Consider the following 21232-nt stretch of genomic DNA (forward strand, 5'->3'; position numbering starts at 1 on the left):
AGTGGGGATGTCCCCACTGATTACAAGATAAATAAAAAGGAGGAAACAACGTATGCAAGTACTAGAATTAATTTTCGCGAAAGAAGATGGAAAAACAGTTGTCTTTTCTATCGAGAAGCCGATCACACCTATTGATGCACAAGTCGTAAATCAAGTAATGGATACGATTCTTGCCTCATCTGTATTTTCATCAATTAATGAAAATACCCGAAAAAAAGGAGCTCGTCTCGTAGAAAGGACTGTATCTGAAGTTCCCATTACCTTATAGACAAAAAGACGAATCTGCATCATTTTGCAGATTCGTCTTTTTTCTTCGGCATTTCAATTGGAATAAAGATTTTTGAAAAACCGACGCATACATATTTATAGTGTTCTCCGCCGATATCAAATTCCGTCTTATATGTTGAGAAGAATATATAATCATCTCGCTTCGTATAATGATCGATTAACAATCCAACTTGCGGCTCAACATATTTTTTCGCCAACTTCTTACCAGCCGATGCTAAATCACCAAGGAGCCCCTCTTCATTTTCCTTTTGAACTTCGTCTAGCTTCTTACTTACATCATTACGTTTCATAAACTGCTTCGCTGCCCAATCCGTATATTCACCTTTACTCGGATTACTATTTGCTAAATATACTAGAAGAACAACAACTAGAGCCATAATAATATACCTTTTCTTCATACTATCTCACCGCCTACTCTTTTCTATTTTCATATATATGTACAAGCGATGCAAATTAGAAAGACTATCATCTATTGATTGTAAACGAATAGCTAAAATTTACAATATGAAATAAAAGATTAACAATTAATTTACTTAATTCGTATATAATTATATTGAGAATTATTATCATTTATAAAGGGGGAATTAAATTTATGAATGAAGAAAATGCTATTATTATTTCTAATTCAACAATGATGTTAGAACCTTGCAAGCACCCTTCTTATTACACAAAAGTGATCGACAGTAGTGGGAACCATCTTTACTCCTGTCAAACCGCTCTCCAGCTCATAAAAAAATCTTGTTTAACCAATGTTCACTCTACTTATCAAGGCAGACGGAAAGCAGTTCAAACAAACTTTCATTTCAAACAAAATGTCCCGATTCCAATTAATCATCGAGAATATATTTGCGCTTTCCCAACAGAGTCTCCTTCTTCTCCAAACTGTATATGGCTGTTTTATAACCATATAGATGACATAGAGTTTTTCAAAAAAAGTAAAAAAGCTACCATTCATTTTTCAAATGGCACAACTACAACTATACATATCAGTCCCCATAAGTTAAAACAACAATTATTAAAAGCTGGATATGTATTATCACGTATGAACATGCAAGATTCGCTACAATTTAAAAACCTCTTATTACATTTACTACCTTAACAAAATAAGTAGAATGGAAAGCAATATCCCTTGCCTTCCATTCTTATGATACTATTTATCCTCTTAAGCTATTTCGCATTTTCTCAAGTGCTCGCCGGTACAACCACCTCACTTGATAATAGGTCATCTCTGTCTCTAAAGCGATTTCCCCCATCGTCTTTCCTACAAAAAAACGTTCAAAAATAATATACTTCTCTTTCTCATCTAATACACTCATAAAATCCTTCACTTTCATTTCAATATCTTCAAAACGAAAGATATCCTCATACTCTCCTACACATACACACTTTTCTTGCACTGTGAATTCTTTTTTCAACCTCTCTAATATATAACCACGTACCGTTACAACTGCATATGCTGGGAAACTTCCTTTCTCCGGATCAAACTTTTCATACGCATGCCAAAGACCGATTAACCCACATTGATAATACTCTTCATAATCTTGATAGATCCCTAACTTCTTTATTTGATTTACAATCAATCCTTCATACAACAAAACTGCCTCTTTAAAAGTCGCTGGCTTCACACAGTACCCACTTCTAAAAGGTATACCTCTTTGTTATTCCGCCGGTACCTCCACAATATAAAAATAAAGAGGGGAATTCACTGTGAGTAATTTTAAATAGTATCGCTGAAATTTGAAATTACAATGGGTAGAATTTGAAATTTTGTTGGTGGCATTTGAAATAAGGGTAAAAATAAAAAAGGTGACTCCGAAGAGCCACCTTTTTTAACAAATATATTATGCACCAATGCCAGTTAATCCTTTTACAACACCTAATGCAACTGATAGAACGAAGAAAATTACGATTAATGTTGTAGCTTGTTTCTTACTTAAGCCAGCTACAATATGTAACCCTAGTCCCGTTAGAACTAAACTCCAAATATTGAAAATTTCAATTGAAGAGCCAATTCCATGTAACACTGTTCCTTTTTCAAATAAAGGAGCTAAACTTGTATAAACATCAACACCATTTCCATCAAATACAAAACCTAATGCTACATTTAACAATCCGCCGATATAATAAACAAGGTTAGCATATAAGTAAATAGATAATATCTTCATGTACGGAGTATCATTGCTCATAAACATCATAATAATTTTATAAAAACCAGCTGCAATAAATAGCCCTATAGGGGTACCTATTACACCAACAAGTGCTCCACCACCAAGTGCAAATCCTTTTATCATTGCACCCGCTTCACCGTTTAACTCTTTTGCCATCTCTGGCGTATTAATTAATGTTAAGTATGCTGCACCTGTTGCCATAATCGTTCCCAATAAAATAAATAAGACAAATGCGCCCCAGACCGGACTTTTCGTCTTCATTCTCTCAAACTGTTCACCTGGAGAAGTAATCATCCCAAATAATGATGGCTTTTTTGAACCTACATCTTGCGTATTAATATTTGCTTCCATTATAACGCCTCCTTCTATGTATATAACCCGTTCTAACGGGCGGTTCACTTCCTCATATAGAGGCTACGAACCGCCCACTAGAACGGTAATGTTTAGTTCTACTACACTAGTAATTACTCATAACGTAATGCTTCAATTGGATCTAATTTCGCAGCTTTATTCGCTGGAATTAATCCAAAGATAATACCGAGTGTCATCGAGAATAATACGCCGCCAACGACAACTTCCCATGAAACAAGAGGTGGCCATTTTGCAAACGTGGAGACGATATATGCTCCGCCATATCCAAGACCAATTCCGATCAAACCACCTAGAAGCGTTAACATAACTGCTTCAATTAAAAACTGTAATAAAATTTTACTACGCGTTGCTCCAAGTGCTTTACGTATCCCAATTTCGCGCGTACGCTCCGTTACAGATACGAGCATAATGTTCATAACGCCAATACCACCAACGACTAATGAAATACCCGCGATACCACCGATAATCATCGTCATAATATTAGTTACTTTAGAAACATTTTCTTGGAATTCTTTTAAATTCACCAGTTCATATTTACCTGGAATTTCACTTGGCTTACGACTATTTAATACATCCACAGCCTGTTTCCCAGCTGCTTCTAAATCATCTACATTTTTAGCTTGAATTGCGATATTTTGAATATTATCTGTTCCGAATAAAACAGGCCATAACGTAAGAGGGATTAATGCTTCTTCCATTTCAAATCCCATAAACTCATTATCAGATGTATACACACCGACAATTTGCATTGGCTGCCCCTTCATCTCAATAATTTGTCCAACTGGGTTTACGTCCTTAAATAACGTTTCTTCTGTTTTTGTACTAATCATCATAACGTTATTTGCATGAGTAATATCTGATTCACTTAAAGTACGTCCCTTTACGACCTTTACTTTATTAACGGCAAAATATTCATTATCCAGACCAATAACATTCAGATTTGCCTTTTTATCATTTACATCAAGTATCTCCATCCCCTGATTTGTTGTAATAACGTGGGATACATCCTTCACTTGTTTTACTTCCATAATATCTTCTTCCGTTAACTTCGGTATTTCATGCCCGCCCATATTAAACTCATCATTAATATCTGCTTTAAATTGAATTGGCATAAGATTATTACCGCCAGAACCTGCGAATTTCGACTTCAGCATTGCTTCCCCGCCTTGCCCAATTGCAACGACAGTAATAATCGAACCAACGCCGATAATAATACCGAGCATCGTAAGAGCTGAACGCAGTTTATGAGCTAAAATAGAAGAGAGGGCAATTTTTATACTATCTAGTAAACTCATACCGCACACCTTCTATCTTCTGTAATTTTCCCGTCTCGCAGTACGATGCGGCGGGAAGAATACGCTGCTACTTCCTCTTCATGCGTAACCATAACAATCGTCGTGCCTTCTGCATTTAACTTCGTGAAAATATCCATAACTTGCTCACCAGACTTCGTATCAAGCGCACCAGTCGGCTCATCGGCCATAATGAACGTTGGATTATTCGCGATTGCTCTTGCAATTGCGACACGCTGCTTCTGTCCACCTGACAATTCGTTCGGTAAATGATGCACGCGATCTGCTAATCCGACTTTGCCAAGCGCCTCTAAAGCACGCTTGCGACGCTCTGCCTTCTTTATGCCGCCATATACAAGCGGAAGCTCAACATTTTCGACTGCCGAAAGACGCGGAAGCAAATTAAAGTGCTGAAACACAAAACCGATATATTCATTACGAATTAAAGCAAGCTTTGACTCGTCTGCTGTTAAGATATTCACATCATTCAGCATATATTCGCCTTCTGTTGGACGATCTAAACAACCGATAATATTCATAAGCGTTGATTTACCAGAACCAGACGGTCCCATAATCGAAACGAACTCGCCGCTCTGAATCGTTAAACTAATACCATGCAAAATCGGCACTGCCAATTTTCCTTGATAATACGTTTTAGCAATATGATTTAGCGTAATCATTTCTCTTTCACTTCCATTCCGTCATACACATCGTCGGAAGGATTTTTAACCACCTTTTGCCCCACTGTTACGCCTTCAGTAATCTCTGTCCAGTCCCCATCAGTAGAACCTTTTTTCACATTTTGTTTACGAAGCTTTCCTTTATCCTCAACATAAACAAATGCATCATCATCTTTTTCTACAATGCTCTTAGTCGGAACAGCAACCATCTTCTTATTCTCTAAATTTACTTGCAGAGAAACGTGATAACCTGGAGATAAACCATCTTGACTATCAAGACTTGCTTTATATGTATATTGAGACATATTTTGAGTCGCTTCACCCATACCGCCAGCTTGCGCCATCTCTGCACTTGTTGGGAATTCACTTACTTCTGTAATCTTACCTGTCCACTTCTTCTTATTATTTGCTTTCGCAGTTACAGTAAATGTTTGATCCTTTTGAATTTGTGATTTTTGAAGCTCCGTTAACGTACCTTGAATTTGGAATGGATCTTTAGAAGCCACTTGTAAAAATGCTTTCCCTTGACCACCTAACGCTTGAGATGAACTTTGCGCTGCATCTTTATCTAACTTTTGAACGACACCAGCAAAGTTACTATAAATCGTAAGCTCTTTCTGTTTTTTACTTAACTCTTCTTTCTGCAACTTCCCTTTTTCTTTCTCAAGATCAGTTGTCTTTTGCGCTATCTCCAGCTCACTTACTTGCTCTTCCATCGGATCTGTTACTTCTTTCCCAGCTCCGCTATCTTTCGCTTTCTTAATTTCTTTCTTCAGCGAATCAATTTTCTTCTTCCCTTGATCATAACGCATATCTGCCATCTTCTGATCCAGCTCAGCTTGCTTCATTTGCAAATTAATCTCTTCATTATCATAAGAGAATAACTTCGTACCTTTCTCTACCTCTTGTCCTTCTTTTACTTCAATATCTTTCACTTTCCCTTTGGCCGGATCCGCATAAAAACTTTCAATATTCCCAGGCTTCACCTGACCAGAAATTAACTTCGTATTATTCAGCTTTCGCTCTGTTACCTTCTCGAAACTTACAGCATCAGCAGATGTTGATGCCCCCTTCTTCTTCCCTTGCATTACAAAAATATTAATTGCTGCTACAATAACAATTAGTGCAATAACCCCGATAATAATCCATTTCTTCTTCTTGTTTGGAGTACGAACCGTATTTGGTACCATATTCTCGCTCCTTTTATAACTTAATAGTTTAATATAAAATTGTATAAAACTTTCTGAAAATGAATTACATATTATTACATTCTTTTTACAAAGTTTTACACATCCATTTATATTGTAACAAAAATTCCAATGATTAGAAATATGACATTATGTCTTTTAAGATAGATTTAAGGAAAGATTATAGTAATATAAGAAAAGCTATCGTTTATTAATAAACTTCTCACAAAGATAAATTATTAAAATTATTTTCCTAATTGCATCACTATCATTTTTGTCATATATATTTGACTTTTCATTTATTCAACTATAAAATGTCACATATACATGACATTTTGGTGCACAAGGTCTACAACTATTAATAGGAGGTTTATATTTGAATAACGTTAAACAATATCGAAAATCTGAAGGTCTCTCGCAGCTAGAATTAGCTAAAAGAGTTAAAGTGGCGAGACAGACAATAAACTTAATTGAAAACAATAAATATAATCCCTCTTTAGCCTTATGTATCGAATTAGCAAAAGCACTAAAAACAGATTTAAACAGTCTATTTTGGGAGGGAGATTAAATGATGAAAATTGAATGGAAAGAAAGGGTTTATAATAGTTTTGTTGGAACAATGAGTGAGCGAGATGAATATCAAAAACAAGAAATCAATAAAGAATTATCTGTGGCTGGAATTGGTTTATGGTGGTTAAATATGTTGGTCATGCTTATTATGTTACTTGTTGATACTATGAACCATACAATATCTATAGGAACTATATTAGTTTTTCTATCTAATATGATTTACGCTAATTATTTAGCCTTTAAATTCAAGAAAAAAGGTTTAAGTGATACTGAATGCGCAACAAAAGAAGAATACTTACAACACAAGAAAAAATTAAGAAAAGCTGGCTTACAAGCAGGTTTGCTTTGGGGCTTTCAAATGTTTGTTTTTATGAATTATATCCTTCCCTATGTAGGTTCGGAGGAAATCTCTATTTCTTTATTTAAAGTTGTAATTTTCATCTGTGGCGGCGGATTTTTTGGTCTAACTATGTACGTAATTGGTTTATTAAATCTAAAAAAATTATATTAATTAATAAAAATCATTTACATATTAAACTGCAATTTTACATACTGATTTTCCTCGTATAAAAATATAAAAGCTATCCAGTATATAAACTGGATAGCTTTTTAAAATGAAATATTATGCTACTTTAGAAGCTTTTCTCTCATGTCCTATTTGAACAATCAATAAGAATATTGTTGATAAAATACCACCTGCTAACAGTAACATGAAGCAACCATCCCAGCCAGAACGATCAACAATAATACCAATTGCGGCGTTTGCTATGAAACTTCCTCCAACATAACCGAACAGACCACACATACCAACTGTCGTACCTACTGCAAATTTCGGTACTAATTCCATTGCACTTAAACCGATTAAGAATTGTGGTACATAAATTAAACAACCGATAATAGAAACTGCAATACTCACAACTATAATATTAGTTGCTTGCCAATACACGATTGTTCCAACAACAACCCCAGCCATACTTATAACACATAACGGCATACGTTTCCCTTTGAATAATTTATCACTTAAAAAACCGACAATTAAAGAACTTGGAATCGCTGCTGTTTCAAATATTGAATACGCAAAATGCGCCTCTGTTTTTGTAAAACCTTTAACTGTTGTTAAATAAATTGGTACCCAGTTAATAACACCGAAACGAATTAAGTAAACAAATGCATTCGCAATACATAAGAACCATACAAATTTATTTTTCACTACATACTTCATTAAGATTTCTTTTGGTGACATCTTGTTAGCGTTATCTACTTTTTCAAGCTCTTCATAGTCATTACGATATTCATCAATTGGCGGAAGACCTTCTGATTCTGGTGTATCTTTCGCATTAATCCAAACAAGAACTGCAATTACCATTGCGATAATCGCTGGGAAAATAAATACGCCACCTTGCCAATGACTTTCCCCAAAAATACCTACACCAATTCCAATGAATGGCGGAACAAGTAGTGCTCCAACGTTATGTGAAATATTCCAAAGACCTGTTTTCGTACCGCGTTCTTTCTTTGAAAACCATTTCGTCATAACGATACTACAAGGTGGTGCACCCATACCTTGCACAATACCGTTTAGAACAAGTAATGTTAAAATCATCCCAAAGGAAGATGCATAGCCGAAACAAATATTAACAAGTCCAGATAAAAATAAACCTACTGCAATAAATCGTTGAGCAAATGCCTTATCAGATAAATTACCCATAAAGAATTTACTAAGTCCGTAAACAACAGCCATTACTGCACCCAATAACCCAATTTGTGTAGTGCTAAATCCGAACTCATCAACTAAATATGTAGTAGATAAATTAAAATTACTACGAACTAAATAATAAGCAGCATATCCAACTGAAATTCCGATTAACACACGAATACGTAGTAATCGATATACACGGTCAATCATATCCGCAGGCAATCGTTCAATTGCAGGTGCTGGCTTGAGCCATTTAAACATATTCTTTCGTCTCCTTTTCTCACTTCTGAGAGAGACGTTGTCTATTCCATATCTCGATTATTCCACTATTTGATATATGTTGGTTCGTTCTTCTAACCGGCTGTCCTTCTATTTCTTTCTCGTTCTTCGCAAACATCGTTGGCACGCCAAACGAAACCTTTTCTAAAATGTGACCCGCTTCTTCTGATAAACAATAATCAATAAATAAATCCGCAATAATACCATTCGGTGCACGCTTTAGTTTCGAAATCGCATTAACAGATAGACCTGTTTGCTCAGGTACGATACTTACAACTGGAAAGCCTTGTTTTTGAAGCATTCTCTGATCTCCCATGAAATTGATGCCTATCATATACTCACCACTGGCAACAAGCTCTACTGGCATGTAACCATTCACTGTTACTTCACCAACTTGCCCTGCAAAGTTCTTAACATATTCTTTCGCTTCCTCTTCACCTACAGTATCAATAAGTGATTGAAAAAACGTATAGGCTGTTCCTGAAACATTTGGATCTGGCATAACAATCTTTCCCTTATATACCGGATTTAATAAATCTTGCCACCTTGATGGATAAGGAAGTCCGAGCGGTGCTAATTCTTCGTTCCACCGCTCTTTATTGATCGCAATTGCCAGCTTCTCTACTTCATAACCGTACCAATAACCATCTTTATCTTTCACAGTTTTTGAAATACGGTTCGCATGCTGACTCGTAACAGGAATAGATAGATTTTTTTGCTTCATCATTTGATGCGCGTCTACCGTACCGCCAATAATAATATCCGCTTTCGGATTTCCAGCTTCCTCTTCTACCCTCCGAAGAAGCTCTTCTGTCGAAAGACGAATAAATTCATACGTACAGCCGCGTGGTTTACAAAATGATGAAAGCAACGCTTCCCCAACTTCCTCGCGAGCCGCTACATACGCAACAAGATGACGATCATTCAAAATAGGGAGACCACTTTTATTATATTTAATAGAGGTCGTATCTCGAGAGCAACTAGACATCGCTCCTCCAATTACTAGCAAAAAGAAGAAAAAGGCTATCTTTCTCATGACACATTCTCCTTTACAAATACATTTGCGAGGGAGCTTTTCATATACATGACATTCCCATTATTATCACCGAGATATTGCACAACAAAATACGATGGATACACAGAAATAGTAAGAATGTCTTCACGCTCATTCTTTATACGCTTACCAGTTTTATAAGCGGTAACATAAGCGATCGGTTCATTCTGTGATTGTAATAACTTCTGAATTTCTCCGTAATCTGTAATTTGCTTTGCATACCGAATCGAATCAAGTATGTGCGTAACATTCACCGCACGTTCTACATCACCTTGGCGTACTATGACATCCTGTGCTGACGCAAAAAAATCATGAATACGTTCTGGTGTGTAATACAGGCTTAACAAATACGTTTGCAATGCTGAAATCATTGGATCCGTACCATTCTTTCCGTACATATCAGCCCCGTACTGGAACAAGTCACCTACTGCAAAAGTACGTTTCTGTCCATTCAAGTACGTTACTTCTCCAGTAAATACTTGTTCTTGATTCTTAGCTTCACTCGGATTGATTTGAATTCGGTCAAAGAATGAAACAATCGTATGCAAACGAACTTCATCCGTTATAACAATTTCTCCCCACTTTTCATGCCTAACCTTCATTTCAGTAGGCAGGGATTCATTCACTCTTTGTAAAACAGCTTGTTTGTCATTCACGATTGTGATCCGATTATATATTTGCTTCTCCATCACATAAAACAAAATAAGAGAAACAATTATACAAAAGACAAATATAAGAATTTGAAATGATAGCCTTTTCATTTCTGCCTACCTCCAAGATAAAAAAACGTTGTTTCGAAAATACCGCATAATTGTTTCATAAATGTATCATTTAACCGCTTTCAAGTTTTTTATGTCTTCCATCCGTCTCGGAAGTAAGAATGTAATAAATATGGTAGTACCAACCTCTTCACTACTCTCAATCCGCATACTTCCGCCCTGCTTATTCATAATCTCCTGACAAATATACAAACCATACCCATTCCCGTAACTAGAAGAAAGTACCTTCCCTTCTGGCGATTCATTCCACTCTGCCAGCACACCTTCATCGATACCAATGCCATCATCATGAACAAACACCTTCGCCTCACGCTCATTTACAATGACATTCATACGAATTTGCGTAGCATCGCTATATTTTATCGCATTATCAAGCACATTTAAGAAAATCTGTTTCGTCTTATCGAAATCGACAACAACATATACATCTGTTAACTCATTGATAACTTCAATCTCAAATTTCTGCAGACGAGGTTTCACGATTGAAACTGCTTCTTCGGCTAACTCCTTTATATTCACAACTGTAGGTGATATTTCAAACGTACTCGTCCCGTACTTTGAAGACTTAAGTAATTCCTCTACAAGTGATAATAAACGCTCGCTTTCTACAGCTACATAGCGCAAGCTCTCCTGTACATCTTCCTTCGCCTTTAACTTCGGAATTAAATCCACATAGCCAATAATCGCCGTTAGCGGTGTTTTGAGCTCATGCGTAATACGGTCTAAGAAATCTTTCTGCTTCTCTTTCTCTTCCTTCAATTGCTTAATATGTAGTTCAATCCCATCAGCCATCACATTAAAAGACGCTGAAAGCTGCGCAATTTCTACATATTCATTTAGCTCAATCTTACTTTTATAATCACCATTCGCAAGCCGGTGCGCCATTTGTCTTAACTGATCAATCGGCTTATGAAGAGACTTCGCCAAACGAATTGCAAAGAAAATACCTGCAGCTACGAGGCAAAGAGACGTCATTAAAAACGTCCAACCAACATTTGTTAAAACTTCCTTCTCACCAGTTAACTCATTTATAAAACGAACACTCCCAATGACATCGTTTCCATAATAAACTGGGCTTGAAAACAAAAGAATTGGAGCTGGATCTCCCTCTTCAAACACATAAGATTTCTTCCCCTTCAAAGAACTCTCAATATCAATATTCCGATGAAGAAGTGCTCCCTTTTGCGTATCCGCCACAACATCTCCATTCTTCCCGATCATCTGTACACGGACATCCATGCGCTTCGCTAAATACGAAGCGATTAAAAGTGAATTCGGACCGAGCGTCTCGACCTCTGCTTCCTTCTCTAAATAATTCATCGTATAAATTTGCGCTTCTACACTTAACTTTTCTAAAGAATTTGCCGCGTTATGATACATATTCTTTTCTAACGTAATATAAACAACTGCGTACAAAAGAACAAAAATCGGGATTAACAGTCCAACGATTCCAAACACCATATTTCTTTTTAAAGACATACCATCACCACTTAACAATCTAGTTTATAGCCGACGCCATAAATTGTCTTAATATATTCTCCGCTATTCCCGAGCTTCTTCCGCAATCTTTGCACCATAATATCAACCGCTCTCGTATTTCCGATATACTCAAATCCCCATACTTTCTCAAGTAACTCATCTCTCATAAATACACGCTGCGGATTGGAAACAAGCAACTGACATAAATTAAACTCTCTGTACGTTAACTGAACCTCTTGTCCACTCACATGCACTTTTCTTTCCTTAGGACAGATCGTTATCTCTCCCGCCTCGATTACTTCATGGCTTACCGTTACCTCTTTCTTCTTCACGCGCCGCGTCATATTCTTGACCCGAAGAATAAGCTCCGCATAATTAAATGGCTTCGTCACATAATCATCTGCCCCAAGCTGCAAGCCAAGCAATTTATCATTCATCTGGCTCTTCGCAGTTAACATGAGCACTGGAATATCCCGATCCTTCTCCCGGAACAAACGAAGTAACTCATACCCATCTGTATCTGGAAGCATAACATCCAAAATTAAAACATCCGGCCCTTCATTCCATCTCTCTAAAGCTTCTCTCCCGTCAGCCGCCGTAAGCACTTCATATCCTTCCATCTCAAGCTGCATCCGAATCAAATTACGAATACTCGACTCATCATCCACTACAAGTATTTTCATTGTTCTCCTCCTTCCACCCTGTATTATAGTACAGTTTAGTATAGCAAAAATCTTATAAAAAAAAGAGAGGGTATTGTCGAACATATGTTGAACGACAATACCCTCTCCTTCACTTATTAGTCTTACTTATCATAACCATTAGGTTTCTTCTGATGCCAATTCCAAGCATGCTCAATGATTGTCTTCACATTTACATACTGTGGATCCCAACCTAACTTCTCTTTCGCTTTCTGAGAAGAAGCAACTAAACGTGCTGGATCTCCCGCACGACGCGGTGCTACTTCAGCTGGAATTTCATGATTTGTAACTTCACGAACTGCATCAACGATTTCTTTTACACTGAAACCATTACCATTTCCTAAGTTATAGAAATCACTCTCTCCACCGTTCTGCAAGTCTTTAAGACCTAAGAAGTGAGCTGCGACTAAATCTTCAACATGAATATAATCACGGATACAAGTACCATCTGGTGTATGATAGTCATCACCAAACATCATAATCTTCTCACGTTGACCTAATGCCACTTGCAATACAAGAGGAATTAAATGCGTCTCTGGACGGTGATCTTCCCCAATAATACCATTTGGAGTTGCACCAGCCACATTAAAGTATCTGAAAATCTTATAACGTAAATTAGAAGCTTGGCTATACCAATGAAGCATCTTCTCGATTGCTAACTTCGTCTCCCCATACGTATTCGTTGGATTTGTCATCGTTTCCTCAGTAATAAGGTCTACATCTACCTCACCATACGTCGCCGCAGTAGAAGAGAAAATAAACTTATCTACCTTAAACTCATCCATTACCTCTAATAAGCAAAGTGCACCATACACGTTATTATTATAATATTGCAGAGGCTTCTCCATACTAACTCCAACTAAAGAATCAGCTGCGAAATGCATAACCGCCTCAATATTTTCTTGTGTAAACACATCTCTTAAAAATGCTTTATCACGAAGGTCGCCATTATAAAACTTCGCACCTTCCGTAATTGCATCCTCATGACCCGTTTGTAAGTTATCTACTACTACTACAGATAACCCTTCGTCTACTAACCTTTTCACAGCGTGAGAACCGATATAACCAGCTCCGCCGCAAATTAGGATTGAACTCATTGTCTTCCTCCTACTATATATTAGGATTTCTTATTCACTCTCTTATTATAAAAGGTATACGATCGCTCGTATACCTTTTGTGTACCTTTATTACTTAGCAACGAAATAATCCGTTACATATTGTGCCCAAACTTCGTGACCTTTAGCACTTGGGAAACCGAACTCTTCTGTTAAGTACGGCAAGATAGCCTTTGTTGACGCATCAGGCCATGCTCCCCAATGATCCACATATGTATAACCATTTTGCGTCGCAAATTGCTTTAACGCCTCAATTGCCTTCGGATAATTCTTCGCACCATACACTGGATTTGATGGTTGAATCATAATCGTAGCACCCTTTGCACTAGTAGAAAGTGCTTGTACAAATTTTTGCGTACTTGCTACAGAGTTTCCATTACCAGTTTTACCATTGTCAGTAATAAACGGTGGTTCGAATAGAATCACATCTGGATTTTCTTTCGCAATCTCTTTATCACGCTTATTTGCGATTAACTCGTCTGTGCTTTCACCCTTATATTCCTTTACCGTCACATTCCATAAACCTTTACCGTAAGCAGTCTCTAAATTAGCCGTTAACTTAGCTGCCCAAGCATCTTTTGCAGATGAAGAAGCTTCATCACCAACAATAACAAGATTTACTGCCTTTTTATCTTCAGCAGCTTTCTTTAGCTTCTCTTTCACTTCATCTGGTAAATTCTTCGCATATGCTTCATTAAAAGATGACTTCGCATCTTGTTTCTTCTCTGATTTCTTCGTTCCACTATCTTTCACTTCAGACTTCGTTTTCGTTACTTCACTCGTCTGTCCCGTCGCATTCGCAATCTTCTTATTCCAGTATAATTTACCGCTCACAACCGAAGCGACAAACAATACAAAAATAACTAGGACAAGTACTGCTTTCTTATTCATCGATTCACCTCATCTATTATTCTCACAACATATAATACTAATATAAATTCACGCAAAAATAAACCCAACTCCTACCAAAGGAGTTGGGTTATTCCATAATTACTTAGTCACTTCAAGATGTGCTCTTAACTTATTCGTTAAATCTTGTTTCGCTGCATCTGGAACATAGTAGTACCAAATACCATCAGCGGCTTTGTGACCGTCACCTGGAATTTGAATATCCTCACTATTTTTCAAGCAATCTTTATAATTCTTTTGCATATCAAACATTTGATCTTGCGTTAAGTTTGTCTTCACATTCTTTTGAATCGCTGTTAACACATCACCATAGCTTGATAAAGAAGAGAAGCTTGCGCCCTTCTTAATAACGGCTTGCATTACTTGGCGTTGGCGCATTTGACGTCCGAAGTCGCCGCGTGGGTCTTCCTTACGCATACGTGTGTATGCTAGAGCTTGGTCACCCGTTAAATGAATATTTCCTTTTTGGAAGTGCTTCCCTTCTAGTGAGAATTCTAAATCATTATTTACATCTACTCCACCGACTGCATCAACAATATCTTTAAATCCTTCCATATTCACTTCAATGTAGTAATTGATAGGAACATTTAAGAACTTTTCTACAGTTGCGACAGACATATCTACTCCACCAAATGCATAAGCATGGTTGATTTTATCACTTTTTCCTTTTCCAACAATTTCGGTATATGTATCACGAGGGATACTTACCGTTTTCATTGAATTATTTTTAGGATTTAAAGTAATAACCATTAAAGAATCTGAGCGACCTTTATCATCACCACGTTCATCCGCTCCTAGTAATAGGATAGATACTGGCTCAGATTTATTAATTTTTGCTTCTTGTTTATTATTTTTATCACGCTCTAAAGGTTTATGAACTTCATCTAATGTTTTTGAGACTTTGGAATATACATTATAGGCATATACTCCACCACCTATAATCATTACTCCTATAATCCCTAATATCCATAATAGGACTTTCTTTTTCATTATTTTAACCTTCTTCCTTCAACCATTCTTAATAGATTTTCTAGGAATATAATTCTTCAATTAAAGTATCTTACTTCCTTTAACTAAGAAAATCCTACCATAACTATATTAATTCATCATACATATTTTCCTAAATACAGCTATATTACCTACATTCCTTTAACAAATGATTTAGGTCAATTCCTCAAAAATATAATTTAGAAATTTAAAAACAAGGTAACACATAAAAATGTTACCTCATTTTTAATGTATAATTAAAATCACATACACCTTTTAATCTCTACTAAATAAGTCTCTTGTATAAACCTTATCTTCTATATCATATAATTCATTGGTTAACCTATTAGCCACAACCACATCACTGATTTTTTTAAATTCTTCAAAATTAGTAATTACTTTTGAATTATAAAATGTCTCTTCATGAAGTGCTGGTTCATATACGACCACTTCAATCCCTTTTGCTTTAATACGTTTCATAACTCCTTGAATAGCTGATTGCCTAAAATTATCCGAATCCATTTTCATAGTTAATCTATAGATACCCACAACTTTAGGATTTCTCTTTATAATCATTTCTGCAACATGATCTTTTCTTGTTCTATTTGCATCAACAATTGCTGTCATTATATTATTAGGAACGTCTGCATAATTCGCCAATAATTGTTTTGTATCTTTAGGTAAACAATAACCACCATAGCCAAAAGATGGGTTATTATAATGCTTACCAATTCTTGGATCCAATCCAACTCCATCAATAATTTGTTTTGTATCCAGTTCTCGTACTTCTGCATACGAATCTAGTTCATTAAAAAAGGCTACCCTCATAGCTAAGTATGTATTGGCAAATAATTTAATCGCTTCAGCTTCAGTCGAATTCGTAAATAATACTGATATATCTTTTTTAACTGCCCCTTGAACTAATAGTTCAGCAAATACTTTTGCTCTATCAGATTTTTCACCTACAATTATACGTGATGGATATAGGTTATCATATAAAGCTTTACCTTCTCTTAAAAATTCCGGTGAGAAAATAATATTATTCGTTTCAAATTTCCCTTTTATCTTCTCTATATATCCTACTGGAACCGTTGATTTTATTATCATTATAGCTTCTGGATTAATAGATAAAACATTAGCAATTACAGCCTCAACAGTTCTTGTGTTAAAATAATTTTTATCTGGATCATAATTCGTTGGTGTTGCAATAATAACATATTCAGCATCCTTAAATGCCTTATAATTATCAGTAGTAGCTATTAAATTAAGTTCTCTTGTTGCTAGAAATTCTTCAATTTCAGTATCTATAATAGGTGATTTTTTATTATTAATCATATCTACTTTTTCTTGAATAATATCCAGAGCTATTACTTCATTATGTTGGGCTAGTAAGATTGCATTAGATAAGCCTACATAGCCTGTTCCTGCTATTGTGATTTTCATTTATTCAAGACACATCCTTACTTATTAATATTCTCTATCCATTTCTCTTCACTTAATACTAAATGCGCGAGTTGCTCATTTGGAACATTATATTTATCCCAATATCTAAAATTCTCTAGAAATTCTATTTGTTTTTGTTCAAATCGATATTTAATAACTTTAGCAGGGTTTCCTACGGCAATAGCATACGGAGGAACATCTTTAGTTACGACTGACCCAGCTCCTATAATCGCACCATTCCCTATAGATACCCCCCTCATTATAATTACCTGCGCTCCAATCCAAACATCATTACCGATCAGTGTTTGGCTATTTAATTCTTCAAAACTTCTAGAAATATTTAAAACATTATTATCTGAATAAAGGAATGGCGAGGTACTTATATGTCTAATCGGATGATTAGGCAATCCTATCATACAATTATAACTAATAGAACAAAACTTTCCGATATTTGAATTGAATACTATAGAATTATCGTTTATATAAGAGTACTCATCTATAGAAACATTTTCTCCAATTATTACACCTTTATTAATTCTAGCTCCCTTAGATATTTTAAGCTTACTATCTACTTGAAAAGATCTAATAATCGCTGATCTATGTTTATAATTCAGAAATATAAATCTCATTAAAACCTTAATCTGTTTTATCATTTTTTTCTCCTACAAAAACTATATAACATATAATTATACAAATAAAACAATTTATATTTATAATTCGGAGCTATTTGCAATAACATTCTATAATAAGCTCTAGCTCCCTTGGGGCTTTTTTTAAACAAACTATTATTACCAATAGAAGTTAATCCACCATGTTTATATTCATGAATTTGTAATGACTCATTTGACACTAAAATATCGTAATTAAGTGCCATTTTAAACAGGAGAACTCCCTCTGTAACAAACTTTTCCCCTTCATATTCAGGAAATCTATATTTTTTTAGTACGCTACTTCTAAATACCCAGAGTTTATCCCCTCTTACTTTATACTTATAGGTTAAGTCAATTAAATTAAATATAGAATTATTTTTTGGGAAAGTTGTCCCTATAACTTTTCCATTTTCATCCATACACAGAAAACATAACGCCATTACTTCATCATTTAATTGAGATACTTCATCTATCTTTTCTAGTGCATATTTTTTCAGATAATCGTCTGAATCTACACAAACAAGAAATTCCCCTTTAGATTCTTCAATCGCCCTATTAAAAGCACGATGCTTTCCTCCATTATTTTGGCGAATATACCTAATAGAAACAACATTTTCGTTCTTAAAGCTATCAACTGTTTGTTCTGTTTGATCTGTTGACCCATCATCGATAATCAACCATTCAAAATTTTGTAATGTTTGAGCTTTTAAAGAGTTATATAATATCTCTAAATCTTTTTCCCTATTATAAGTTGGAGTAAAAATAGTATATTTCATTTTCTTTCCTCTCTAACCCTAATTTTCACGAACAAAATTACTGTATAATAAATAATTAACATTTTTTCACGATTTATTACTTCAAATTATGATTTAGCTGATTTTAGCAGATTAAATAGAATCATTAAAATATCCTTAAAAATATAAATTATAACCACAGCCAAAAGTAACATAAAAATAATTAAATATACTCCCTCAAAATAATAAAATACAAGAGTTGATATAATTAAAGATGCTAGTCCCCCTAGTAAAGTAGGCACTTCTAAACTAATATCATATTGTTTTTTTAATTTCATTGTTATTATTAAACTATTAACAAAAAAGGCTATCGAAAGAGAAAGTGTCGCTCCTATTAAACCAAATGTATCAGTTAATAAACTTAATCCAACAATATTAACAACTGCACTAATTACAGTAGGCATTAATAATTTACTTGAATCCTTCTCTGCTAAAAATAAAGTACTTGCAAAACTTGCATATGAATTAATTAAAACACCTATAAATGTAATAGGAATAATTACTAGTGCCTCATAGTACTGTTCTGCAACCATGTACGGGAATATAATCTTAATTATAATTAGTGAAATCGATCCTATATATAGAATAACTTTTAATATGTAGTTTAAGCTATTTTTATAATATTCCTTTTTATTTTCTTCTTTCCCTATTGAGTATGACATTTCATACCACGCTAACTGGAAAGAATTAACCACCAAAACTATTACACTTGATAAACGATTAGTAACCCCATATAATCCATTTTCATACATCCCTAACTTATCGCTAATTACAAGTCTAATCAATCCGCTCAAAAGCCAATATGATACAGTTGCTAAACAAAGTGGCAATGAAAATAGAACAAGTTTTTTTACTAAGGAAAAAGAAATTGCTCTTATTTTAAAGTGACCTATTAGTTTAACGTTTTTTTCCAGAATAATGATTTGTAGCAATGTACCAATTATATAGGATATATATAGCGCCTCAATTCCCATATCATATCGTAATATTAAAATTATATTAATTATAATACTAACAATACTATTTATTAAACCAGTGGCCACTAGTAAAGTATTTTTCGAAAAACTTCTAGCTACAAAACTATAATAGTATTGAAAAGCATATAACATCCCTTGGGAAAAAATTAAATACTTATAACTGATATCGTAGTGGATTGAATTAACTACAATAGAGAACAGTAAAGTATATATAGCTAATCCAAAACATTGAATTGCAATCCCATTTGAAATTACTGCATATTTATCCCCTGTTTTTTCATAATCAAAAGTAAAGCGAAAAATACTATCCCAAACTTGAAAAAATACAATTGGGATTATTAAATTAATTAAAGAAATAGTTAAATCGTAATACCCAAAATCTTCAGGATTAATTTTCAACGTATATAGTGGCAATAAGAAAAGGCCAATTAACTTGGTCAATGTATTTCCTATAAAAAATATCCCGGATGTCCTTAAAAATTGTTTTAAATAATTCATTTATGGTCTCATTCCTTCTAATCTAGTCATTAGAATTAAAATACCTTTACTAATAACTCATTAAGTGTTTCTTTAAGAGTCCCCTCTAAATTTAGCTTCTGATATATAAACACTATTATTTTCCAATAAATAAAAATATTTTTCTTATATAGTTTAATGATTATAGAATTCTATTTTTTTATTACTAGAATAAGCTATAGCGATTAAAAATAAAGCTGGAAATATGTTACTTGCCCAGAGTAGGTTTGTTTCAAAAAAACCTACTAATAATACACTATAAAAACCAGATACAGCTATTCTCACAAAATTCACATTAATTATTCCATCCGATAAATTCATTAGACTCTTCCAAATTAACACAAGAACTAATAATAACACAGGTGTCCCATATATAACCAAAATATTAAACATTGAATTATGAACATTAAGATTTCCGTATGAAAGTATATCATAATTTGAACCTAATCCTACCATCGGATGCTCTTTAAAACTGTAAAATAATTCAGTCCAAATCGCTTCTCTTCCTGTAAAAAGGGGTTTATCAGTAAAGTCTAGACTAATGCTAAATCGATTCTCCCATAAATGAATATACGTATATACAAAGATTAGGGAGCCAATTGTTAAAACGACGTTTATTAAACCCACACCCTTTTTATTTCCCCATACTTTAGAAGGGATAAGAAAAGCTAATAAAATAAATAATATTAATCCTAGTAACGCTCCTCTGCTATCTGTTAATTGAATAGCATAAAAAGCAAAACATGATATTAGTGCTATCATTATTCTTTTAAATTTCAAAGTACTTAAATAAAAAGTAGAATAGATATAAGTTAATAAAATTATATATCCTTTAGTATTCGTATTAAATGGCTCCATTTGTAAAAAACAATAAAATATAAAATAAACCAGCATAACCATAGAGATTACTTTTATGCTTTTTTCTTTAAAACTAAAAAATCTAAAGATTACTATCATTATTACTACATTAAATAAAACTATGCTACTCCCTAAGTTAGAATTAGAAATTATTGCATTTAGCAACATTACAATGAACAAAATCACATTAAAAAAGAATAAATTTATCCTTTTTGATATTATTAGAGGCAAGTGTAATACTAATAGTATTATATTTGCTGAAAAAAGAATAAAACTAATACTACTAAACAAATTAAAAAATTCTAACTTGTACCAGGTAAGTAGAAAAATGAAGAAAAAAATTATAACATAAGACAAATTAACAAAATTAACCATCATTTGATATTTTTTTTCACTATTCCTTACCCAACTTTCTTTATCGTTTCTCTCTATATTCAT

Annotated in this window: 23 protein-coding genes; 4 read left to right on the forward strand and 19 right to left on the reverse strand. The window is 34.3% G+C overall.

The genetic code is table 11. The features are described from left to right. Window positions 1-52: 52 nt before the first annotated feature. A complete protein-coding gene (locus ACTFSI_RS11015; RefSeq protein WP_001197597.1) occupies window positions 53-268 on the forward strand; it encodes a DUF2922 domain-containing protein in 216 nt (71 codons plus the stop codon). 19 nt (window positions 269-287) lie between these two features. Here ACTFSI_RS11015 and ACTFSI_RS11020 read toward each other — a convergent pair whose 3' ends face one another. Then, window positions 288-686, reverse strand: coding sequence for a DUF4359 domain-containing protein (locus ACTFSI_RS11020; protein WP_000747726.1), 399 nt, complete (start codon window positions 684-686; stop codon window positions 288-290). 194 nt (window positions 687-880) lie between these two features. Here ACTFSI_RS11020 and ACTFSI_RS11025 point away from each other — a divergent pair, with 194 nt between their 5' ends. Further along, on the forward strand, window positions 881-1387 hold the full coding sequence (locus ACTFSI_RS11025; protein WP_001001397.1) for a competence protein ComK: 507 nt from the start codon (window positions 881-883) through the stop codon (window positions 1385-1387). Window positions 1388-1442: 55 nt separating this feature from the next. Here ACTFSI_RS11025 and ACTFSI_RS11030 read toward each other — a convergent pair whose 3' ends face one another. The 5 genes from ACTFSI_RS11030 to ACTFSI_RS11050 form a co-directional block, all read right to left on the reverse strand. Next, a complete protein-coding gene (locus ACTFSI_RS11030; RefSeq protein WP_000801281.1) occupies window positions 1443-1913 on the reverse strand; it encodes a sigma-70 family RNA polymerase sigma factor in 471 nt (156 codons plus the stop codon). Window positions 1914-2129: 216 nt separating this feature from the next. Next, window positions 2130-2807, reverse strand: coding sequence for a Yip1 family protein (locus tag ACTFSI_RS11035; RefSeq protein ID WP_044791983.1), 678 nt, complete (start codon window positions 2805-2807; stop codon window positions 2130-2132). Between the two features lie 113 nt (window positions 2808-2920). Then, window positions 2921-4123 (reverse strand): ABC transporter permease, encoded by a 1203-nt coding sequence (locus tag ACTFSI_RS11040; protein WP_000054360.1) that lies wholly within the window; start codon window positions 4121-4123, stop codon window positions 2921-2923. Further along, complete coding sequence (locus ACTFSI_RS11045) at window positions 4120-4800, reverse strand: ABC transporter ATP-binding protein (RefSeq protein ID WP_000631600.1); 681 nt, start codon at window positions 4798-4800, stop codon at window positions 4120-4122. Before ACTFSI_RS11045 ends, ACTFSI_RS11040 begins: the two co-directional genes overlap by 4 nt. Continuing rightward, window positions 4797-5990 carry an efflux RND transporter periplasmic adaptor subunit gene (locus ACTFSI_RS11050; RefSeq protein WP_440045380.1) on the reverse strand — a complete coding sequence of 398 codons (1194 nt, stop codon included), beginning with the start codon at window positions 5988-5990 and terminating at the stop codon, window positions 4797-4799. Before ACTFSI_RS11050 ends, ACTFSI_RS11045 begins: the two co-directional genes overlap by 4 nt. A 373-nt stretch (window positions 5991-6363) precedes the next feature. Between ACTFSI_RS11050 and ACTFSI_RS11055 the strand changes: the two genes are divergently transcribed. After that, complete coding sequence (locus ACTFSI_RS11055; protein WP_001067018.1) at window positions 6364-6555, forward strand: helix-turn-helix transcriptional regulator; 192 nt, start codon at window positions 6364-6366, stop codon at window positions 6553-6555. Next, window positions 6556-7068 (forward strand): DUF3278 domain-containing protein, encoded by a 513-nt coding sequence (locus ACTFSI_RS11060; RefSeq protein WP_440045381.1) that lies wholly within the window; start codon window positions 6556-6558, stop codon window positions 7066-7068. It abuts the gene before it with no gap. A gap of 111 nt (window positions 7069-7179) precedes the next feature. Here ACTFSI_RS11060 and ACTFSI_RS11065 read toward each other — a convergent pair whose 3' ends face one another. The 13 genes from ACTFSI_RS11065 to ACTFSI_RS11125 form a co-directional block, all read right to left on the reverse strand. Continuing rightward, complete coding sequence (locus ACTFSI_RS11065; protein WP_000477581.1) at window positions 7180-8514, reverse strand: MFS transporter; 1335 nt, start codon at window positions 8512-8514, stop codon at window positions 7180-7182. Between the two features lie 19 nt (window positions 8515-8533). Beyond that, entirely contained in the window at window positions 8534-9568 is a 1035-nt protein-coding gene (locus tag ACTFSI_RS11070) for an ABC transporter substrate-binding protein (protein WP_001225632.1), read from the reverse strand. After that, window positions 9565-10347 (reverse strand): DUF3919 family protein, encoded by a 783-nt coding sequence (locus ACTFSI_RS11075; protein WP_044791978.1) that lies wholly within the window; start codon window positions 10345-10347, stop codon window positions 9565-9567. Before ACTFSI_RS11075 ends, ACTFSI_RS11070 begins: the two co-directional genes overlap by 4 nt. Window positions 10348-10413: 66 nt before the next feature. Next, window positions 10414-11844, reverse strand: a complete 1431-nt coding sequence (locus tag ACTFSI_RS11080; RefSeq protein WP_440045382.1) for a HAMP domain-containing sensor histidine kinase — start codon at window positions 11842-11844, stop codon at window positions 10414-10416. An 11-nt stretch (window positions 11845-11855) separates the two neighbouring features. After that, window positions 11856-12527, reverse strand: coding sequence for a response regulator transcription factor (locus tag ACTFSI_RS11085; RefSeq protein WP_440045383.1), 672 nt, complete (start codon window positions 12525-12527; stop codon window positions 11856-11858). Window positions 12528-12649: 122 nt separating this feature from the next. Beyond that, window positions 12650-13642, reverse strand: a complete 993-nt coding sequence (gene galE / locus ACTFSI_RS11090; RefSeq protein WP_242261619.1) for a UDP-glucose 4-epimerase GalE — start codon at window positions 13640-13642, stop codon at window positions 12650-12652. A gap of 90 nt (window positions 13643-13732) precedes the next feature. After that, window positions 13733-14551 (reverse strand): SGNH/GDSL hydrolase family protein, encoded by an 819-nt coding sequence (locus ACTFSI_RS11095; RefSeq protein WP_440045384.1) that lies wholly within the window; start codon window positions 14549-14551, stop codon window positions 13733-13735. Window positions 14552-14650: 99 nt separating this feature from the next. Beyond that, window positions 14651-15559, reverse strand: coding sequence for a polyisoprenyl-teichoic acid--peptidoglycan teichoic acid transferase TagU (gene tagU, locus ACTFSI_RS11100; protein WP_440045385.1), 909 nt, complete (start codon window positions 15557-15559; stop codon window positions 14651-14653). A 273-nt stretch (window positions 15560-15832) separates the two neighbouring features. Next, window positions 15833-16999, reverse strand: a complete 1167-nt coding sequence (locus ACTFSI_RS11105) for a nucleotide sugar dehydrogenase (protein WP_440045386.1) — start codon at window positions 16997-16999, stop codon at window positions 15833-15835. Between the two features lie 17 nt (window positions 17000-17016). Beyond that, a complete protein-coding gene (locus ACTFSI_RS11110) occupies window positions 17017-17652 on the reverse strand; it encodes a CatB-related O-acetyltransferase (protein ID WP_440045387.1) in 636 nt (211 codons plus the stop codon). Beyond that, entirely contained in the window at window positions 17649-18425 is a 777-nt protein-coding gene (locus ACTFSI_RS11115; RefSeq protein WP_440045388.1) for a glycosyltransferase family 2 protein, read from the reverse strand. The genes ACTFSI_RS11110 and ACTFSI_RS11115 overlap by 4 nt, the downstream gene beginning before the upstream one ends. 86 nt (window positions 18426-18511) lie before the next feature. Beyond that, window positions 18512-19918 (reverse strand): lipopolysaccharide biosynthesis protein, encoded by a 1407-nt coding sequence (locus tag ACTFSI_RS11120; protein WP_440045389.1) that lies wholly within the window; start codon window positions 19916-19918, stop codon window positions 18512-18514. A 153-nt stretch (window positions 19919-20071) separates the two neighbouring features. Next, window positions 20072-21232 (reverse strand): O-antigen ligase family protein, encoded by a 1161-nt coding sequence (locus tag ACTFSI_RS11125; RefSeq protein ID WP_440045390.1) that lies wholly within the window; start codon window positions 21230-21232, stop codon window positions 20072-20074.

Origin of the sequence: Bacillus cereus group sp. MYBK101-2, assembly GCF_051918845.1 — a bacterium.
Taxonomy (GTDB): Bacteria; Bacillota; Bacilli; order Bacillales; family Bacillaceae_G; genus Bacillus_A; species Bacillus_A paranthracis.